Below are 18562 nucleotides of genomic sequence, written 5' to 3'. Positions count from 1 at the left end.
CTACCGTGTCTCGGGGCCGACACTTGAGCGCCAGCATCAACTTGCGACTGACTTGAAGCTGCGTATGAAGCGCTCCATCACATCGTCAACGTCCGCCATCGACAGGCAAAGCGGCGGGCACATCCTGATCACGTTCCTGTAGGGACCGGACCGGCTCGCAACCAGGCCGTTGCGGCGCGTTTCCTCGAAAATCGCAAGGGTCGCCTCCGGCGCCGGCTCCTTCGTGGCACGATCCTTCACAAGTTCGATCGCCAGCATCAGGCCACGGCCTCTAATATCGCCGATAAGGGGGAAGTGGTTCTTGAGGTCTTCCAGTCTTGCCTTAAGTGCGGCGCCGACCGTTCGCGCATTCTCTTGGAGTCGCTCTTCACGGATGACCTTGAGCACCGCGCGCCCTGCGGCGCAGGCCACGGGATTGGCGCCGTAAGTGTGAAACAGAAATTTGTCCGCCATGGATTCGGCGACGTTTCGTTTGGCGATGACGGCGCCGAGCGGGATGCCGTTGCCGACCCCCTTGGCGACAACGATTATGTCGGGAACGACCCCGTGGGATTCGAACGCCCAGAAGGCGTCGCCCGTTCGTGCAACACCGGACTGCACTTCATCGACGATGCAAACACCACCGGCTGCGCGGACGCGCTCGAAGGCCCCCGAAATGTAACCGTCAGGCATGGGCACGATACCGCCGTAACCCTGGACCGGTTCCACGATCATTCCGGCGATGCGGCCGCTGGTCGAACTGTCGATCGCACGCTGCACCTCGGCGAGGTAAGGTTCAACACCCTCGCCATGGATGCCGCGATACTGGTTCGGCTCGGCAACGAACGCCACGCCTCCAAGCTGCGGGACGGGGTGGCGAAATCCTGAAATGCCGGTCACCGACTGGGCTCCGAAAGTTGCACCGTGATAGCTCGATGCGAGCGCCAGCATATCGATGTTGCCGGTATGCGAGCGCGCCATCAGCAAGGCGAGATCGATCGCTTCGGCGCCGCTGTTGGTGAAATGCACGACCCAATCATGGCCGGCAGGCATCGTCGCGGCCAGCTCTTCGGCATATTGGGCGGGAACCGGATGGTAGAACATCGTCGTGCAATGCGTCAGTTCGGCCAGCTGTTCGCTGGCGGCCTTGACGACCTGGGGATGGGCATGCCCGACCGAGATGCAAAGGTTCATGCCGAGCAAATCGATGTATTTCTGGTCCTTCTCGTCCCAGACATACTGACCCTTGCCGCGCTTGATGATCAGCGGTTCCTTATAGGGGACGAACTTTCGCTGCGAGGCCGAATAAAAGCGGTTCCGCCGCTCGACGATGGCCTCGGTCGACCAGTCGACCTCCAGATCCGAATGAATGTGAGGAGCATTCATGCCCGCCCTCCTGCGTTGGAACTCGCGGAGATTGAACACCGAATGGGATGAGCACGCACTGGCAAAAGCGCCCATCAGGATAAATGATGGAGCCGATTAGTCGTGCGCCGCCGGACGGTCGACAACATAGCAGTCGGCGGGAAGGCCGGGGAGGCGAGTGCTGATGGCGTGTGTCAGGACCTCCGCCGTGCGCGCCGCGAAGGCTTCTGGAATATTACCCAGCTCACGCTCGCGCGCGACCAGCAGGATGTTGCGCGACAGCCCGGTGAACGGCAGCGCGTGCACGTCGATCTCCATGCCTTCCGCCAATCCATCGATGAGCAGGGTTGGCGTCAGTATCGCAAAGCCCATGCCGGCCGCAACCGGCGCCATGACCACGCTGGAGCGGTCGCCCTCCATTGTGCGCGGGATCTCGATGCGCAGCCGGCTCAAATGCTGGTCGACCCGCAAGCCCACCGGCGTTTCGCGAGAAAATCGCACGAAGGCGAGCTTTTTCGAAAGCTTCACGATGTCGCCGACATCGCCAGCGAAGCCTTTCGGCGTCACCAGCAAAAACTTCTCCGTCATGATCGGATAGCGCGTGAGGCCTTCGATCTCGAACAACTCGCCGGACGTCACGGCAAGATCGGCGCGCCGGGCCCGCAGCAAAGCAACATGATCGGTCGCCAGGCCGGCAAAGAGGCTGAGCTCGGGAATCCCGAAGGTTTTGCGGGCGAGCACGGAAAGGGCTGGCGCCAACGTCGTTGCAATGGAGGCCAGAAGGGCGACGCGCAGCAACGGCAGCGGTGCTGCATTGACCCGGCGTGCGTCGGTGCGAAGACCCTCTACTTCGGCCAATATGACAATGGCGCGGCGATGCAGCGCAATGCCTGCCTTCGTCAGTTCGATCGGCCGCAGATTGCGATCGATCAGGCTGACGCCCAGCGCGGTCTCCAAATTCTTCAGATGCTGGGAAGCGGCCGATTGCGTTATGCCCAGCATCTGCGCCGCCTGGGTGACGTGCCTCGTCTCGACGACGGCGGCAAAAACCTCGATCGATCGAAACAGATTGAAATCGAAACTGCCGCTCTTCACCATCAACTCCGGTCCGCAGGGGCTTCATAAGTTTTCCTAATGTTGCAAAAAATCGGTTGAGTGCAAGGGGCTTGGCGGAAAAGATCGTGCCATTGCATCCAACAAAGGTAGCCCGGTCGGTGAATGACAGCGCACGCATCGTGATCATTGGCGGCGGCGTAATCGGTCTCGGAATAGCGTATCACCTCGCTGAACTCGGAGTGACCGATGTCGTCCTGCTGGAGCGCCACCAGCTGACCAGCGGCACATCCTGGCACGCAGCCGGGATCGTCGGCCCACTGCGCGCCAGCCTCAATCTCACGCGGCTGGCGCAGTATGCGACCGAGCTGTTTCCACGCCTGGAAGAAGCGACCGGTCAGGCGTCAGGCTACAGGCGGACAGGCGGTCTGTGGCTGGCGCGCCGGCCGGAGCGAATGGACGAGTTGAAGCGCATCGCCCATATGGGCGACGTCTGCGGCCTCACGGTTGGGATCGTCGACAAAGCTGCCGTGACGGAGCGCGTGCACGGCATCGTCCCCGACGGCATCGAGGGCGCACTGTGGGTGGCGGAAGACGGCCAGGCCAATCCGGTCGACATCTGCGCGGCCTATGCGAAAGGCGGCCGCGCGGCCGGCATTCGCATCCTGGAGGGGATTGCGTGCTCAGGCTTCGTGACGAAGAACGGTCGCGTCGCCGGCGTCAAGCTGGCTTCTGGTCTCACCATCGACTGCCAGGCGGTCGTAAATTGCGCCGGCGCCTGGGCGCGGAATATCGGCGCGCTTGCCGGCGTGCCTGTGCCATTGCAGGCCGTCGAGCACATGTATGTGGTGACGGAGCCGATTGCGGGCCTGCAGGACCCGTTTCCGATCGTGCGCGACCTCGACGAGGGCATCTACATCAAGGGTGACTCGGGAAAATTGGTTCTCGGAGGCTTCGAGCCGAACGCCAAGATCTTCGACGTGCGCGGGCCGGCGGGCGAGAGGCCTTTCCTCGAATTGCCGGAAGACTGGGACCAGTTCGAGCCCTTCATGTCGGCAGGTCTAAGGCTGCTCCCGGCGTTGTCGGAGACCGGGATCAGACACTTCATGAATGGCCCGGAGAGCTTTACGCCCGACACACGGCCGCTGATGGGCGAGTCGCCCTATCTGCGCGGCTTCTATGTCGCCGCCGGGTTCAATTCTACCGGTATGATGTCGTCGGCCGGCGCCGGCAAGGCTATGGCAGAATGGATCGTCGACGGTGAACCCGGCCTCGATCTGTGGGCGCTCGATATCGCGCGTTTCGACCGGTCTGCCGCGGCGCGGCCCTTTGTCGGCGCCAGGATGGAAGAGGCTGTCGCCGATCTCTTTCGCATGCACTGGCCCTACAAACGGGCGACGGCCGGGCGCGATGTCAGGCGTTCGGCCTTCCACCGGACCTTCGCAGAAGCCGGCGCCGTGTTTGGCGCGCCGACAGGCTGGGAGCGGCCGCTCTGGTTCGGCGGGGCCGAGCGGGCGCTTGGCTATTCCGTTGGTGCGCAAAAATGGTGGGGCGCGGCCAAGGCGGAAGCCGGCCGCATGGCTCAAGGGGTCGGCCTGTTCGAACTGTCACCCTTCACCAAGTTAGACGTTTTCGGGCGCGACGCGGCCAGGTTGATGCAGCGACTGTGCGCCAACGATGTCAACGTCGCCGAAGGTGGCGCCGTCTACACACAGATGCTCAACCGGCGCGGCGGCATTGAAGCCGACGTGACGGTTACGCGAGACGGTGAGGATAGGTTCCGCATCATTTCCGGCGCGGCGACAAGGCAGAAGGACCTTGCCTGGATCCAGCGCCATGCCCGGGATCTGGGCCTCGATGCCTCGGTCTTCGACGCGACGTCCTCGGAGGCGGTCCTCGGCGTCATGGGGCCGCGCTCGCGGGAGTTGCTCCAGAACCTGACCGACGCCGATCTCTCGGACGCGGCTTTCCCGTTCTCGACCTCCCGTCGCATCGACATCGGCATGGTCAATCTCCGGGCCACGCGCGTCTCCTTCGTCGGCGAACTTGGTTTCGAACTCTACGTTCCCGTTGAATGTGCGGAAAGCCTGCTCGCCACGATCATCGAGGCCGGCGGCAGCCATGGCCTCGCGTTTTGCGGCCATTATGCACTCGACGGCTGCCGGCTGGAAAAAGGCTATCGCCATTGGGGGCATGATATCGGGCCGAAGGACACGCCATTGGAAGCGGGTCTGTCTTTCGCCGTTTCATGGAAGAAAGATGATTTCGTCGGCCGTGAAGCGCTGTTGGCGCAGAAGGCCGAGGGCGTGAGGCGGCGGCTGATGCATTTCGCAGTCGATGGAGCCAACCCGCTCCTTCTGCACGACGAGCCGATCTTTCGGGACGGTAAGCTGGCCGGATTGACGACGTCGGGCGGTCTTGGTTTTCGTACCGGCTTTAGCCTCAGCCTCGGCTACGTCGCCTGTGAGCCAGGCGAGACGAAGGCGCAGATGCTGGCGTCCGACTACGAGATCGCCGTCGCCGGCACGCGCCATACGCTCCGGGCGCTCGGCAAGCCGCCCTATGATCCAGCCGGAACACGGATGCGCGGACACGAGGAGAAGAATTCATGAGACAGCATGCCCGCGTTGTCGTTATCGGCGGCGGCGCCATGGGGGTTTCCCTGCTCTATCATCTCGCCAAGCGCGGCTGGAGCGACATCGTCCTCGTCGAGAAGCATGAGCTGACCGCTGGCTCCACCTGGCACGCGGCGGGGCTCTGCACGCATTTTGCCCATAATGCGACGATCATGGAGATGCGCGCCCATTCGGTGCGACTCTATCGTGAAATCCTGACCGCCGAAACAGGACTACCGACCGGTTTCCATGCGAGCGGCGCGCTGCGCATCACTCGCTCGCCGGACCGCATGGACGAATTCCGCCACGTGCGGGGCCTTGGCCGGTTCGTGGGGCATGACTTCCATATTTTGAGCCCCGGCGAACTCAAGGAAATCTACCCGCTCTGCCTGACAGAAGGCATCATCGGCGCGATCTACGAACCCAATGACGGCCATGTCGATCCAACGCTGGCGACCAATGCCATGGCGGCCGGAGCGCGCTCGCGAGGTGCTGAGATCGTCCGCCACAATGCGGTCCTGGCCATCGAACGGAAAGCATCCGGCGAGTGGCTCGTCCGCACGGCACAGGGCGACATCACCGCCGAGCATGTGGTGAATGCGGCCGGAACATGGTGCCGTGAGATCGGCACCATGATGGGTCTCGACCTGCCCGTCGTGCCGATGCTGCACCAATATGTCGTCACCGACACGGTGAGCGAGATTGCGGATCGCATCGCGGCCGGCGCCAAGGAACTGCCGATCATCCGCGATCCGGAAGAAAGCTGGTATCTGCGCCAGGAACGTGACGGCTATATCGTCGGCCCGTATGAGAGAGCAGCTCAGCCTTGGGCGGTCGATGGGGTGCCGCCCGAATTCGGCATGGAATTGCTGCCGCCCGACCTGGATCGCGTGGAGCATATCATCGCGCTGGCGATGGAGCGCGTTCCGGCGCTCGCCAATGCAGGCATCAAGACAGTGGTCAACGGCCCGATCACCTTCACGCCGGACGCCAATCCGCTGGTCGGCCCAGCCTTCGGCCTCGCCAATGCCTGGCTGCTGACCGGCTCCAGCATGGGGGTCATGGAAGGCGGCGGCGCGGGCAGCTTTCTGGCTGACTGGATCATCAACGGGGCCCCGCCGAGCGACGCGCTTGCCATCGATCCACGCCGCTTCGGCAATTATGCCGACCGGGATTACCGCCTCGACAAGGCGGTCGAAGGTTTCGGCCTGCAGTTCGGTATCCACTATCCCAATGAGGAACGCGAGGCCGGACGTCCGCGCCGCATGACGCCAGCGCTCGAAATGCAGAAGAGCCAGGGCGCGGTGCTCGGCGCCGCTTATGGCTGGGAGCGGCCGAACTGGTTCGCCGTTGACGGAGCCGATGCACCACTCACCTTTCGCCGGCCCGGCTGGTTCGATGCAGTGCGTGGCGAATGTCTTGCCGTGCGCGACGGCGTCGGCGCAATCGACCTTTCGGCTTTTTCCAAGTTCGAGGTCGGCGGCGCTGGAGCCGGCGCGTTCATGGCTTCGCTGGGCGCTAACCGGCCACCGGCGCGCCAGGGCCGCATCGGCCTTGTTCACGCGCTGACGTCAGAAGGCGGGGTGGCATCGGAATTCACGGTGACCCGTCTCAACGACGACTGGTTCTACCTGACCAGCGCAGCGTTGGCGGAGAGGCATGATGAGGACCTGCTGCGCTCCCGCGCCGCCGCCTTTGCCGACGTGACGATCGAAAACGTCACCGAAAGGCGCGGCGTGCTTGGCGTCATGGGGCCTCGAGCACGCGACCTGCTCGAAACCGTGAGCGAGGCCGATCTGTCCAATTCGGCGTTTCCCTGGCTTTCCGCCCGGATTATTCGCGTGGCGGGCATCAAGACCGCTGCGCTCAGGGTATCCTATGCCGGCGAGCTGGGATGGGAACTGCACGTCCAGCTTGCGCAGTTCGGCAAGCTCTACGATGCGATCACCAGAGCTGGCCGTCGTTTCGACCTGCGTCCGTTCGGCATCTATGCCTTGAACGCAATGCGGCTGGAGAAAGGCTATCGCGCCTGGGGCGCCGACCTGACGACAGAGCGGACGCCGATCGAGGGTGGACTGGGCGCCTTGGTCAAAGCGGACGGGCGAGCGTTCGTCGGCCGCGAGGCCATGCTGGAGCGCATTGGCAAAGGCTCATGGACGATGGCGCTTCTCGACATCGACGATGACGGTGAAAGGCTGCCCTTCTACGCCCATGCGGTGATGCAGGCGGGCCGGCCGGTTGGCATCGTCACCTCCGGCGCCCACGGCTTCCGCACCGGCAAGACCTTGGCTCTGGCCTATCTGCGGCCCGGTATCTCGCCCGAAGGGCTGACCGTCTCGATCCTCGGTAAAGAACTGGTGGCGCGGGAACTCCGGGAAGCCGCTTACGATCCGGGCAATCTGCGGCTGCGCGGGGTTCACGCCGCCGAGCCGGTTGCCTTCACGCCTGCCTGACGTCGGAGAAGAAGATGGACAAGGACGCGACGACCACTACCGAAGCTCCCGCTCCGCGAACCGGGGGCAGGGCCGGAAGGCAGGGCCAGCGTGTCGCGCAGCAGGCGCCGCGCCGTCCCTTTATCAACCGCAGGATCGGTACCTTCAACATCCTCGACGAGGAAGGATTGAGCCTGATCGAGGCGAACGCGGACCGGCTGCTCAAGGAGATCGGCATGGAGTTCCATGACGATCCCGAGATCCTCGACATCTTTCGCAATGCCGGCGCCGATGTGCAGGGCACGAGGGTGCGCTTCGAACCTGGCATGTGCCGCAAGATCGTCCGCGCCACCGCACCGTCCCAGTTCAAGCAGCATGCCCGCAATCCCACCAACACCGTCATGATCGGCGGCGACAACACCGTGCTGTGCCCATCCTGGGGGCCGCCTTTCGTCCACGATCTCGATCGCGGCCGGCGCTATGCAACGATCGCAGACTTTCGCGACCTGGTGAAGATCCACCATATGATCCCGCACCTGCACCACTCCGGCGGCGTCGTCTGCGAGCCGGTCGACCTGCCGGCCAACAAGCGCCACCTCGACATGCTTTACACGCACATCCGTCATTCGGACCGGCCCTTCATGGGTGCGTTCATCGGGTCCAGACGGGCGCAGGACGCGGTCGACATGGCGAAGATCGTCTTTGGGGATGAATTCGTTGCCAACAATGCCGTGCTCTACAACGTCGCCAACACCAATGCGCCGCTCGTGCTCGACGCCAACATGTCCGGCTCGCTGAAGGTCTACGCCCGCAACAACCAGCCGGTCGCCTGCACGCCGTGGACCCTTGCCGGCGCCATGAGCCCGTGCACTGTCGCCGGCACGCTTGCCCAGGTGCTTGCCGAGGCGCTCGCCTGTCTCTGCCTCGTGCAGCTGATCAACCCGGGGGCGCCGTGCCTGATGGGGAGCTTTGCCAGCACGATCTCGATGCAGAGCGGCGCCCCCACCTTCGGGACCCCGGAGGCCGCAAAAATGGTGCTTGCCTGCGGGCAATTGGCGCGTCGCGTCGGCGTTCCGTTCCACACTGTCGGCTCGCTGTCAGCCTCCAAGCTTCCCGATGCTCAGGCCGAACAGGAGGCGACGTGGGGCATACTGATGTCGATGTTTGCCGGCGCCAACGTCATCAATCATGCCACCGGCTGGCTGGAAGGCGGTCTCGTCACCGGCTTCGAGAAGACGATCATCGACGCCGACCTTTGCGGCAAGGTCGCCAGCCTTTTCGAAGGCATCGATCTTTCGGTCAACGCGCAGGCTATGGAGGCGATCGAAGCGGTCGGACCCGGATCGCATTTCCTCGGCAGTGCGCATACCCAGGCCAATTTCCTCTCGGCCTTTTACCGGTCCTCGACCAGCGACAACAATACCTTCGAACAGTGGAACGAGGAAGGCAGGCTCGACGCCGCCCAACGGGCTAACCGGCAATGGAAACGGCTGCTCGACGAATACCAGGACCCGGGCCTCGATCCGGCGATCGACGAAGCGCTCCAGGCTTTTATTGCCGGCCGCAAGGCAAGCGAGCCTGATCAGGCCTATTTCTGAGTCCGTTTCCGGCCAAGGCATTTCATCACGGCGCTGCGCGCTTATGCGCTTCATCGTTTTTCCTAATGCGGTGAAATTTGGGATGGATTGCCTGCGCGTTCCGCTAACCTGATGGATAGACTGAAAGAAATTCAGCGCAACTCGATTGGGGAACATCATGAAACATCTTCTCGAAACGGCTCTTGGCATCCTGCTTCTTGCGCCCGTCTCATCGGCGCTTGCCGCTGATGTGACGATGCCCGACCCGAACTACGCCACCGCGACGGCGGTCATGAACGTCATCAAGAATGCGGCCGAGCAGGAACTGGGGCTCGAGGTTTCGACCGTGACCACCACGGCGGTTCCGGTGATCTGGGAAGCGATGGACCGCAACAAGGGCGAGGTCGACATCTGGCCGGATGTCTGGCTGCCGAACCAGCAGGGGCTCGTCGACAAATATGTCAAGGGCGCGGGGACCGTTAAGCTCGCGGAGAATGGCTACGAGGCCAAGCAGGGCTACTGCGTCACCCAGGTCACCGTCGACAAGCATGGCATCAAGGACGTCTCGGATCTCGCCAATCCGGACAACGCGAAGCTGTTCGATACCAACGGCGACGGCAAGGGCGAAATCTGGATCGGTGCATCGGGCTGGCAGTCGACCAACATCGAGAAGGTGCGGGCGCGCGACTATAGCTTTGCCGATTTTTTCGATCTTCAGTCGACGGATGAAGCAGTGGCGGCGGCTTCACTCGACCGTGCCGCAAAAGCCGACAAGCCATGGGTCGGCTATTGCTACAGTCCGCATCAGAATTTCGCCCGCTACAAGCTCGCCTTCCTGACCGAGCCGAAACACGATCCAGCCAAGTTCGTGATACTGCAGCCAAGCGAGGACCCGCAATGGCTCGAAAAGTCGAAAGTGTCGTCCGCTTATGCTGACACGACGGTGCATGTCGCCTATTCTGCGTCGCTTGCGCAGCGGCAGCCGGACCTGACGGCCGCGCTGGATCGCGTCAGCTTCAATCCGGACGACGTCAGCAAATGGGCCTATGCGATCATCGTCGACAAGAGGCCGGCCGACGAGGTGGCCAAGGAGTGGATCAAGGCTCACCCCGACGACGTCGCCAAGTGGTTCGGCCACTGATTGTTGCGCACCGCCGGTATAGCAGCCCCGGACCATCTCCGCGGTCGTTCGGCTGGCCGCGTGTGACCTGTCTGGAGCGATAGTCGTGGACGCCGCACCGACCACCGGCATTGGTATGGCTACGCCTTCGGAAAATGGCCTGCAGGCGGCCGCTGCTGCTGCCATTGCCATGAAAAGTGTCTGGAAAGTCTTTGGCCTGCGTGCGCCGGAGGCGATGGCGGCCATCCTCCGCGAGGGGCTCGACAAGGACGAAGTTGTCAAACGCTTCGGCTGCGTGGTGGGTGTGGCCGACGTCACCATCTCTGTCGCGCCAGGCGAAATCTTCTGTGTGATGGGGCTGTCGGGCAGCGGGAAATCGACGCTTATCCGCCACATAAACCGCCTTCTCGAACCGTCGGCTGGTGAGATCTTCGTCGACGGCGAAGATATCTTGGCCAAAACGCCAGCCGAATTGCGGGCGCTGCGGTCCCGCAAGATCGGCATGGTATTCCAAAGCTTCGGCCTGCTGCCGCATCGGACCGTTCGTGACAATGTCGCTCTGCCCCTGGAGATCCAGGCGGCAAACAAGCAACGACGCTTCGATGTTGCCGAGGCCGCGCTCGCCAAGGTCAACCTTGCAGGCTGGGGCGACCGCTATTGCCACGAACTGTCCGGTGGTATGCAGCAGCGCGTCGGGCTGGCCCGTGCCTTGGCGGCAGATTCGGCGATCCTCCTGATGGATGAGCCATTCAGCGCGTTGGACCCGTTGATCAGGCGGCAGCTTCAAGACGAGTTCCTGGCGCTGTCGCGCTCAATGGGCAAGACGGTGGTGTTCATCACCCACGACCTCGACGAGGCGATCCGGATCGGCGATCGTATCGCCATCATGAAGGACGGCGTCATCATCCAGATCGATACGCCCGAGGAGATCGTAACCAACCCCAAGCACGACTACGTCGCGAAATTCGTCGCCGACATTTCGCGCCTCAAGGTGATCACCGCCGGTCGCGTCATGGAACCGGTCGAGGATTTCAGCGCGCGGGATCCTCTGGATATCAGGCAATTGCGGAAAGTGGCTTCGCAGGAACCGCTTGCGGAACTTATCGAACTCGCAGCGCAGGATGCCGCTCCGATCGCGGTGACCGATGGCGATGGGGTCGTCGTCGGCATCGTCGACAGACAGGCTCTTCTCCAAGGTTTGAGAAAGGGCGGCCAATCGTGAACGCTCATAATCGCGTTTCCGAACCGCCGGTCGAGCACCATCGACCCGCAGAAGATGACCTTGTCAGGGAATTTGCCGTTCAAAATCCGGCCTATTACGTCGACGCGTTCGCTCGCATCAGACGTGCCTCCAAATCCGTCTGGCCGTTCAACACCGCAGCGGCGCTGCTCGGGCCGGTCTGGGCCGCTGCCCGCGGCACCATGGTGCTGTTCTGGATCGCCTTTTTCCTTGAAATGCTTGCGGTGGTTCAGGTCGGCGTTGGCGCGGCGGGCAATCTCGGCACGGCAGAGCAGGCGCGTGCCGAACGGCTCACCAAACAGGCCGAGGCGCGCGCCGAACAGGCCAAGGCCGCGGAGGCGGCGGGAGCCGACAATGCGAGGGGTTTGAAATCGTCGGCGGCGGCTTTGCAGAAGGCTGCGAACACCGCCAGGCTGCAGGCCGATACCGCAAAGACCAAGGCGCCGCTGCTGATCGCATCGGGTCTCGTCACCCTGCTTTTCGCCAAGGTCCTCACCGGATTTCTGGCGAATCGAATGCTCGAGCGGCGGTTCGCCCGCTGGCGATCATTCCCAGCGCTGCGGCACGGGCTCAATTTTCCGCTTGCGGCATGCGCTCTCGTCTTCTGTATCCTGGCTTATGGGGTTTCGGCTTATCGTTTCGCTGTGGCGGCTCCGGTCGCATGGCTCACGGTTGCTCCCTCCAACCGCGACTGGCAGGCTGCCTTGTCATCCAGCCTGGACGGCCTGATGGAGGGTGTTTCGCATGTCGGCGAAGGATTCTTCGGCGCCATTACCCGGGCGATATCGCTGGTGCTCGACGGTTTTGCCTATGCGCTGATCGGTACGCCCTGGCCGGTGACAATGGCCGTCATCCTTATCCTGTCCTGGCAACTGGCGGGGCCGCGCGTCGCCATCTTCACCGCCGCCGCGCTCGCCTATCTCGCGGTCCTCGGCTTTTGGGAAAAGAGCCTCGAAACAGTGGCTTTGCTGGGCACCGCGGCAATTCTCTGCCTGGCTATTGGCATCCCGCTCGGCATCTGGTGCGGACGCCGCCCGAGCGTCTACACCGCCTTGCGGCCGGTACTCGACTTCATGCAGACCATGCCCGCCTTCGTCTACCTGATCCCGGTGATTGCTTTGTTCGGCATCGGTAAGCCACCGGGTGTAATCGCCACGCTGATCTTCGGCACGCCGCCGGTGGTCCGCTTGACCGCGCTTGGACTGCAGGGTGTTCCACCAGCGATCCGCGAAGCTGCGCAAGCCTATGGCGCCACAAAATGGTTTCTATTGACGCGGGTGGACCTGCCGCTTGCGATGCCTTCGATCATGGCCGGTATCAACCAGACCATACTGATGTGCCTTTCGATGGTGGTCATCGCCTCGCTGATCGGCGCAAAAGGGCTAGGTGAGGATGTCCTGAATGCCCTTCAATATGCTGCGGTGGGGCAGGGACTGCTGGCGGGCTTCGCCATTCTGCTCTGCGCCATGATCATCGATCGTATCGTGCAGGGAAAATCCAGGTAGCGACGGCCTGACCCCTGCGACCATGCGGCAGAGCGCTCCGGCCTGATCCCGGACCAGTGCCATCGCTGCAGACGCTCATCCTCTTCGCCTCAGGCGGTCACGTAGACGCTGTCGGCCTCAATGGTGACTGGAAATGTGCGTGCGCGTACTGAGGGGTTGACCAATGCCGTGCCGGACTTGATATCGAATTCCCAGCCATGCCAGGCACAGCGTACGATCTCGTTCTCGCGATGGTAGATGAATTCCGCCTGGTCGACGGGCGCAGTGGTCCCGCATTGTGGCCCTTCGCAAAGCGGAGCGCCGCGATGTGGACAAACGTTCAGCAGTGCGTGGAATGAATCTCCGATGCGGAAGACTCCGACCGAAAAGCTGCGGATCTTGGCGATGTAGGGCGATCCGATCTCGATCTCGTCGACGCGGCAAACATATGTCTTCTGGGCCATCGTCTGCTCCCGTCAGGCGGCGTTCGCGGCGTGCGCGCGCGGGATGCGTTTGTAGACCTCCAGCGCGTTCAGCCCCATGACCTTGCTCTTCCAGGCAGGGGGGATTTGCAGCGTGTTGGCGTCGTCGTAATCCCAGTGCGGATAGTCAGATGCAAACATCAGCGTGTTCTCGCCGTCCATCGCTTCGAGAGTGGACCAGAGGTGCTGAATGTTCGCCGGCTGCTCGAGCGGCTGCGTGGAAAAGCGAATGTTGCGCCGGCAGTATTCCGACGGCAGCATCTTCAGCCATGGCGTCTCCTTGCGCAGTGCTTTGTAGTCGGCGTCCAGGCGCCACAAAACAGAGGGCACCCAGGCCACGCCGCATTCGACGATCACGAAGTAGAGATCCGGCCATTTCTCGAAGACGCCATGCGCGATCATGCTGGCGACATGCGACATTGCCGACATATGCAGGATGGCATGGGTCTCCCAGAAGAACGTGGTCGGGGCTGGAGCAATGGCGGTTGAATTCACCCCACCATGGCCGCCAAGGTGAATGGCGAAGGGAAGCCCGACTTCGGCGCAGGCCTCGTAGATTGGATGATAAAACGTGTCGCCATACGGCTTGACCGAACCTTGCGAGGCAAGAACCTGGACCATGCGCGGATGATTGCCCAGGCGGCGTATCTCGGCAGCCGCGAGCTTTGGGTCCTGTGGTGCGATGATGATCGAGCCCATGAAGCGCTTGTCCTTGGGCAGCCACTGGTCGATCTGATAGTCGTTATAGGCGCTGACGAGGGCGCTGGCGTAGTAGGGATTGGCGAGGGTTGACGCCTCTATCGGCTCATCGCCGGTCAGGATCGCCACGTCGACATTGTATTTGTCGAGATGCTTCTCCTTCATGATAAGATAATTGTCGGCCTCGGTCTTCGGACGGACGTCCTTGCGGGAGAAGTCCTGCGGATGGAACCAGGGGCGATGGCCATGCGGAAACGCGCCGACGGGACCGGTCTTCTCGCCCTCGAGGAACATGTCTTTCCACAAGCCGGAAAGGTAGGGCTCCAGTACGGTAGCGCTCGACCAGTAATTGTGACAATCGCAATCGACTAGGAACACGTTGTTCTCTCCGTGAATTCATCCCGGTCGACGGCGCCGACCGATCTTCCGATGCAGCTTCCGCCTTGAGTATCGTTTGATCAAGCTTATGATCCAGCAGATATGATCGCTTTTTTCGATTGGAGGGCGCGTGCAGCTGGATCAGATCGAGACCTTTCTCGACATCGTCGAGTCGCGAAATTTCAACCGCACCGCCGATCGCCTGGGCTTGACCCAATCAACAATCAGCGCCCGCATCAAGAACCTGGAGAGCGCAATCGGTTCCGAGCTCTTCCAGCGCGGCCGCGCTGGCGCCGAGCCGACCGCTGCAGGACGCCGGTTCGAAGCCTACGCTCGGTCAATGCTCTCGACCTGGTCGCAAGCCCGCCACGACGTCCGGGCGTTCAACCGTTTCGAGGGTACCTTGCGCATCGCCGCGCAGGTGGGCATGACGCGCTCGGTTCTGCCGGGATGGGTCGAGGCGCTATGTCAGGCCCTTCCGAAATCTTCGATTCACGTCGAGTCCGACTATTCCAATCAGATGGTCAGCGACTTGAGCATGGGAAACCTGGACATAGCGGTGCTTTACGCGCCCCGCTATCTGCCTGAGATCGCCTATGAGCATCTGATGGTCGAGGACTATGTAATGGTTTCAACGACCGCCAGAACGCTCTCGGAAGTCGACTCCGAAACCTATATTCGCCCCGGCTATACGGTGTTGCTGGAGAAGACCCACGCCGAACTGCTCACGGACCTGGCGATCTGCCGGCTTTCGATGGGATCGGAAACCCTAGCCGAGATGATGCTGCGCCGGACCGGCGGCACCTGCTACATGCGCAGCGACGATGCGCGCAGGTTCACCATCGAACGCCCGTCATTTATCGTCGAAGGAGCTCCGACGTTGCACCAACCGGTACACACGGCCATATTGGCGCGCCGCAAGCACGAACCGATCATTCGCAAGGGAATCCGAGCCCTTCAGGTCGCGGTGATGTCGCTGGACGTTTAATCGAATCAATCGATAATCAATTCCCCGCCGACCTGCCCAAGCTGCTTCGGCGCGTATCCTTGCTCACGCGGCGGACGAGGGCGCGTAGCGGCTGCCCAGCGAATAGCGGCTGCCGACATATGTGAGCTTGTTGACGGTGGCGACCGCCGCGCCCGACCAGGTCCGCCGATGCAGAAGCAGGCAGGGGTCGCCGGGCCGGATCATCAAATGGCGGGCAGCCATCTCTTCTGCGGCGACGGCCGAGATCACGTGCTCTACTTCCGTCAGCGGCGTCGCCCGCTGCAGATAGTCGTAGGTGGTGGTCGCAACAAAATTTTGCCGGTGATAGTCCGGTGCTAAAGCCGGATTGACGAAACGCTCCTCGAGCTGGACGGGCACTTCGTCCTCGAAATGCACGATGATCGAGTGAGCAACCGGCCTGCGGCGCGTGAACTCGAAGGCGACGACGAGGTCCAGTGCCGGGTTGCGGATCTTCTCGAGCACGACGACCTCGGCCCTGTGGCGTGCGCCGCGCGCGGCGATCTCGCCGGCGATGTTCCTGATTTCGATAAGCGCGGATTGCGGTTTCGGCGGCGCCACGAAGGTGCCTACGCCCTGGATGCGCAGGAGGTGGCCTTCCGAGGTCAGTTCCCTCAGCGCCCGGTGCACGGTCATGCGCGAGACGCCGAGCGTGCTGACCAACTCGTTCTCGGAAGGCAGCCTCCGGTCCCTCGGCCATTTGCCGCTGCCGATGTTGCCGAGCACGTAGTCCTTGACCTTTCCGTAGAGCGGCCCGGCGGTTTCGGGAAGCTTGATCATTGCCCGGCCTCCATTCGGACGATGGTCTTCAGGCCGCCGCTCGCGCCTGCGATCAGGCGCTGGTAGGCGTCGGGAATTTCGCCGATCGCGATCTCCTCGGCCACGAAGCGCGACAATTCGGGGGCGAGATCGCCAAGCATCGCAACGGCTGGCGCAAGCTCGTCGGCGAAGGCATGGCAGCCGACGAGCGCGATTTCACGCTCGACCAGCAGGTTGGGGTCGAGGTCGAGGCGGCCATGCGAAATGCCGACCAGCGCCAGTGCGCCACCGCCGGCCAAAAGATCGAGCAGCCGCGCCATGACCGCCACGCTTCCCGTCGCATCGATGGCATGACGCAGGTTTGGATCGTTGGGCAGGGCATCCAGGTCGACGACGGTCGCCCCGCTCACCTCGGCCACAAGATCCGCACGCGCCGCATTGCGGTCGGCGACGAGGACCGGTCCCTCGCTGCGCCGCGACAAGAGCAGCGCAGCCAGCCCGCCGATCGGGCCGCAACCGGCGACAAGCACCGGCGCCCCGGCCGGCGGCGACAGCCGCCGCACGGCGTGCAGGGCGACCGCCAGCGGCTCCGCCATGGCCGCGATTGCCGGGTCGAGCGCGGGATCGTGGCGCAGGAGCAGCCGCGCCGGCAGCTCCGTCTCTTCGGCGAAGCCGCCGTCGCAGACCTCGCCTACAAAGCCCAGTGTGGCACAGACATTATGCAGGCCGGCCCGGCAGGCAGGACATTCGCCGCACCAGTAACGCGAATCGGCGACGACCCGGTCTCCGAGGGCCAACTCGGACACGCCGGAGCCCACGGCGGTCACTTCGCCGGCGAACTCATGCCCGGCGATGCTCGGCGCCCGGCTGATCCACTGACCGGTGCGGAAGTTGTGGAGATCGGAGCCGCAGATACCGGCGGCCGTCACTCTGAGCCGCACCCAGCCAGGCGCTGGTTCGCCGGGAGAAGGCACGTCCTCAACCCGCAAATCGCCCGCCGCATGGAGTCTGGCCGCCTTCATAATCCGCTACCGCACCAGATATCGATCGCGCACGTCGGAGACGGCGTGTTCATGCGAGGAGAAGCCTTCATAGCGGGCAAGCGTGCGGGCATGGCGTGCGAATTCCGGATAGGCGGCGGCCGTGACGTAGCCGATGGAAGAGCGCTTGACGAAATCCGTGACCGAGAGCGGACCGCAGGTACGCGCCCAACGGCTGGTCGGCAGGACGGCGTTGGGGCCCAGCCCGAAATTGCCGATCGAGACCGGCGTGTGCGGCCCCATCAGGATCTCGGCGGCTTCGGTGATGTGGCCAAGGTGCGCGAAGGGGTCGGTGGAAAGGATCTCCAGATGCTCCGGTGCGTAGTCGTTGATGAAGCGGTAGCTTTCTTCGATCGATGCCGTCAGCACGATGCCGCCACAGGCGCCGGTCAGCACCGCGGTGGAGAACGCCACCCGCTGCTCGGTCATGCGCGCCCAGTGCTCGGGCAGCGCGGCCAGTGCCTCCTCGGCCACGCGGGGGCTGTGGGTCACGAGATAGGCCGATGAGTCCGGTCCGTGCTCTGCCTCGATGAGGAGGTCGAGCGCGGCCAGCCCGCCATGCACACTGTCGTCGGCGAGAATGATCGCCTCCGACGGACCGGCGGGAAGGCCTGGATCGATCACTCCGGCAAGCAGCCGCTTGGCCGCAACGACCCAGGGGCTGCCTGGACCGACGATCTTGAGCGCGGGCCTGACCGTCTCCGTGCCGTAAGCGACCGCGGCGACCGCCTGCGCGCCGCCGCATTTGTAGATCGTTTCGACGCCGGCGAGGCGCGCCGCAACCAGTGTCGCTGCGTCCACCGAACCATCGGGCGCCGGCGGCGTGACGATGGCAAGCTCCGGGACGCCCGCCACCACGGCAGGCACTGCAGTCATCATTGTCACCGAAGGGAACGCCCCCTTGCCGCGCGGGACATAGAGCGCCACCGAGCGGATCGGCGTAAAGCGGTCCCCGGCATAGGCGCCGGGCCGCATTTCCTTAAGCCACATGGCTTCCGGCTTCTGCTCCTCGTGGAAATGCCGGATGTTGTCAATGCCGAAGCGAATGGCGGCGACCACGTCCTCGTCCACCATGCCGAAGGCCGCATCGAACTCGGCGGCGCTGACCTTGAGCCGCGTGGCATCGAGATCTGCCTTGTCCAAGTCGCGGGCGAAGCGGACGAGCGCGGCGTCGCCTTCTGTCCGGACCGCCTCGATGATCGGTGCGACCTTCTCCATAAAGCTGGAGAGATCGGTCTCGGAGCGCCGCATCAATGCTGCGCGACCAGTGGCGTCGAATTGGCTCAGATCGTGGAACGATACGTTTGGCATCGGATTTCCCTTTGCGGCCGGT

General features: G+C 63.2%; 14 protein-coding genes. 7 read left to right on the top strand and 7 right to left on the bottom strand.

The features are described 5' to 3' along the window. Positions 1-36 precede the first annotated feature (36 nt). Together NKH73_RS07205 and NKH73_RS07200 are read right to left on the bottom strand one after the other, a co-directional pair. Positions 37-1365, bottom strand: coding sequence for an aspartate aminotransferase family protein (locus tag NKH73_RS07205; RefSeq protein ID WP_352929587.1), 1329 nt, complete (start codon positions 1363-1365; stop codon positions 37-39). A gap of 96 nt (positions 1366-1461) precedes the next feature. After that, positions 1462-2442, bottom strand: coding sequence for a LysR family transcriptional regulator (locus tag NKH73_RS07200; protein ID WP_352929584.1), 981 nt, complete (start codon positions 2440-2442; stop codon positions 1462-1464). Positions 2443-2558: 116 nt separating this feature from the next. Between NKH73_RS07200 and NKH73_RS07195 the strand changes: the two genes are divergently transcribed. From NKH73_RS07195 to NKH73_RS07170, 6 genes are all read left to right on the top strand, one after another. Further along, positions 2559-5009, top strand: coding sequence for a GcvT family protein (locus tag NKH73_RS07195; RefSeq protein ID WP_352929581.1), 2451 nt, complete (start codon positions 2559-2561; stop codon positions 5007-5009). After that, on the top strand, positions 5006-7465 hold the full coding sequence (locus NKH73_RS07190) for a GcvT family protein (RefSeq protein WP_352929578.1): 2460 nt from the start codon (positions 5006-5008) through the stop codon (positions 7463-7465). The genes NKH73_RS07195 and NKH73_RS07190 overlap by 4 nt, the downstream gene beginning before the upstream one ends. 14 nt (positions 7466-7479) lie before the next feature. After that, on the top strand, positions 7480-9042 hold the full coding sequence (locus tag NKH73_RS07185) for a trimethylamine methyltransferase family protein (RefSeq protein WP_352929575.1): 1563 nt from the start codon (positions 7480-7482) through the stop codon (positions 9040-9042). A 157-nt stretch (positions 9043-9199) separates the two neighbouring features. Beyond that, positions 9200-10162, top strand: a complete 963-nt coding sequence (locus tag NKH73_RS07180) for an ABC transporter substrate-binding protein (protein WP_352929572.1) — start codon at positions 9200-9202, stop codon at positions 10160-10162. Positions 10163-10277: 115 nt separating this feature from the next. Then, positions 10278-11363, top strand: a complete 1086-nt coding sequence (locus NKH73_RS07175) for a quaternary amine ABC transporter ATP-binding protein (protein ID WP_502893867.1) — start codon at positions 10278-10280, stop codon at positions 11361-11363. Beyond that, on the top strand, positions 11360-12886 hold the full coding sequence (locus NKH73_RS07170) for an ABC transporter permease (protein ID WP_352929569.1): 1527 nt from the start codon (positions 11360-11362) through the stop codon (positions 12884-12886). The genes NKH73_RS07175 and NKH73_RS07170 overlap by 4 nt, the downstream gene beginning before the upstream one ends. 89 nt (positions 12887-12975) lie before the next feature. Here the strand turns inward: NKH73_RS07170 and NKH73_RS07165 are convergent, their stop codons facing one another. Then, a complete protein-coding gene (locus NKH73_RS07165) occupies positions 12976-13329 on the bottom strand; it encodes a Rieske (2Fe-2S) protein (protein WP_352929565.1) in 354 nt (117 codons plus the stop codon). Between the two features lie 12 nt (positions 13330-13341). Continuing rightward, positions 13342-14424, bottom strand: a complete 1083-nt coding sequence (locus NKH73_RS07160) for an amidohydrolase family protein (RefSeq protein ID WP_352929562.1) — start codon at positions 14422-14424, stop codon at positions 13342-13344. Positions 14425-14554: 130 nt separating this feature from the next. On the opposite strand from NKH73_RS07160, the gene NKH73_RS07155 reads away from it, so the two are divergent. Then, positions 14555-15412, top strand: coding sequence for a LysR family transcriptional regulator (locus tag NKH73_RS07155; protein WP_352929559.1), 858 nt, complete (start codon positions 14555-14557; stop codon positions 15410-15412). A gap of 63 nt (positions 15413-15475) precedes the next feature. Here the strand turns inward: NKH73_RS07155 and hutC are convergent, their stop codons facing one another. Genes hutC through hisD form a run of 3 tightly spaced genes read right to left on the bottom strand, consistent with a single transcriptional unit; the run spans position 15476 to position 18540 of the window. Beyond that, positions 15476-16210, bottom strand: a complete 735-nt coding sequence (gene hutC / locus NKH73_RS07150; RefSeq protein WP_352929556.1) for a histidine utilization transcriptional repressor HutC — start codon at positions 16208-16210, stop codon at positions 15476-15478. Then, entirely contained in the window at positions 16207-17211 is a 1005-nt protein-coding gene (locus NKH73_RS07145) for a zinc-dependent alcohol dehydrogenase (protein WP_352929553.1), read from the bottom strand. The genes hutC and NKH73_RS07145 overlap by 4 nt, the downstream gene beginning before the upstream one ends. Before the next feature lie 6 nt (positions 17212-17217). Further along, positions 17218-18540, bottom strand: a complete 1323-nt coding sequence (gene hisD / locus NKH73_RS07140) for a histidinol dehydrogenase (RefSeq protein WP_352929550.1) — start codon at positions 18538-18540, stop codon at positions 17218-17220. Positions 18541-18562: the final 22 nt, after the last annotated feature.

It is taken from the genome of Mesorhizobium sp. M0938 (assembly GCF_040319125.1).
GTDB classification, from domain to species: Bacteria; Pseudomonadota; Alphaproteobacteria; order Rhizobiales; family Rhizobiaceae; genus Mesorhizobium; species Mesorhizobium robiniae.
This window is presented reverse-complemented; position numbering and strand designations above follow the sequence as displayed.

Bases quoted from the DNA above. Each gene is read 5' to 3' on its own strand.
- NKH73_RS07145 (WP_352929553.1), bottom strand. From the start codon at position 17,211: ATGAAGGCGGCCAGACTCCATGCGGCGGGCGATTTGCGGGTTGAGGAC.
- NKH73_RS07165 (WP_352929565.1), bottom strand. From the start codon at position 13,329: ATGGCCCAGAAGACATATGTTTGCCGCGTCGACGAGATCGAGATCGGA.
- NKH73_RS07180 (WP_352929572.1), top strand. From the start codon at position 9,200: ATGAAACATCTTCTCGAAACGGCTCTTGGCATCCTGCTTCTTGCGCCC.
- NKH73_RS07205 (WP_352929587.1), bottom strand. From the start codon at position 1,365: ATGAATGCTCCTCACATTCATTCGGATCTGGAGGTCGACTGGTCGACC.
- hisD (WP_352929550.1), bottom strand. From the start codon at position 18,540: ATGCCAAACGTATCGTTCCACGATCTGAGCCAATTCGACGCCACTGGT.
- NKH73_RS07185 (WP_352929575.1), top strand. From the start codon at position 7,480: ATGGACAAGGACGCGACGACCACTACCGAAGCTCCCGCTCCGCGAACC.
- NKH73_RS07190 (WP_352929578.1), top strand. From the start codon at position 5,006: ATGAGACAGCATGCCCGCGTTGTCGTTATCGGCGGCGGCGCCATGGGG.
- hutC (WP_352929556.1), bottom strand. From the start codon at position 16,210: ATGATCAAGCTTCCCGAAACCGCCGGGCCGCTCTACGGAAAGGTCAAG.
- NKH73_RS07200 (WP_352929584.1), bottom strand. From the start codon at position 2,442: ATGGTGAAGAGCGGCAGTTTCGATTTCAATCTGTTTCGATCGATCGAG.
- NKH73_RS07175 (WP_502893867.1), top strand. From the start codon at position 10,278: ATGGCTACGCCTTCGGAAAATGGCCTGCAGGCGGCCGCTGCTGCTGCC.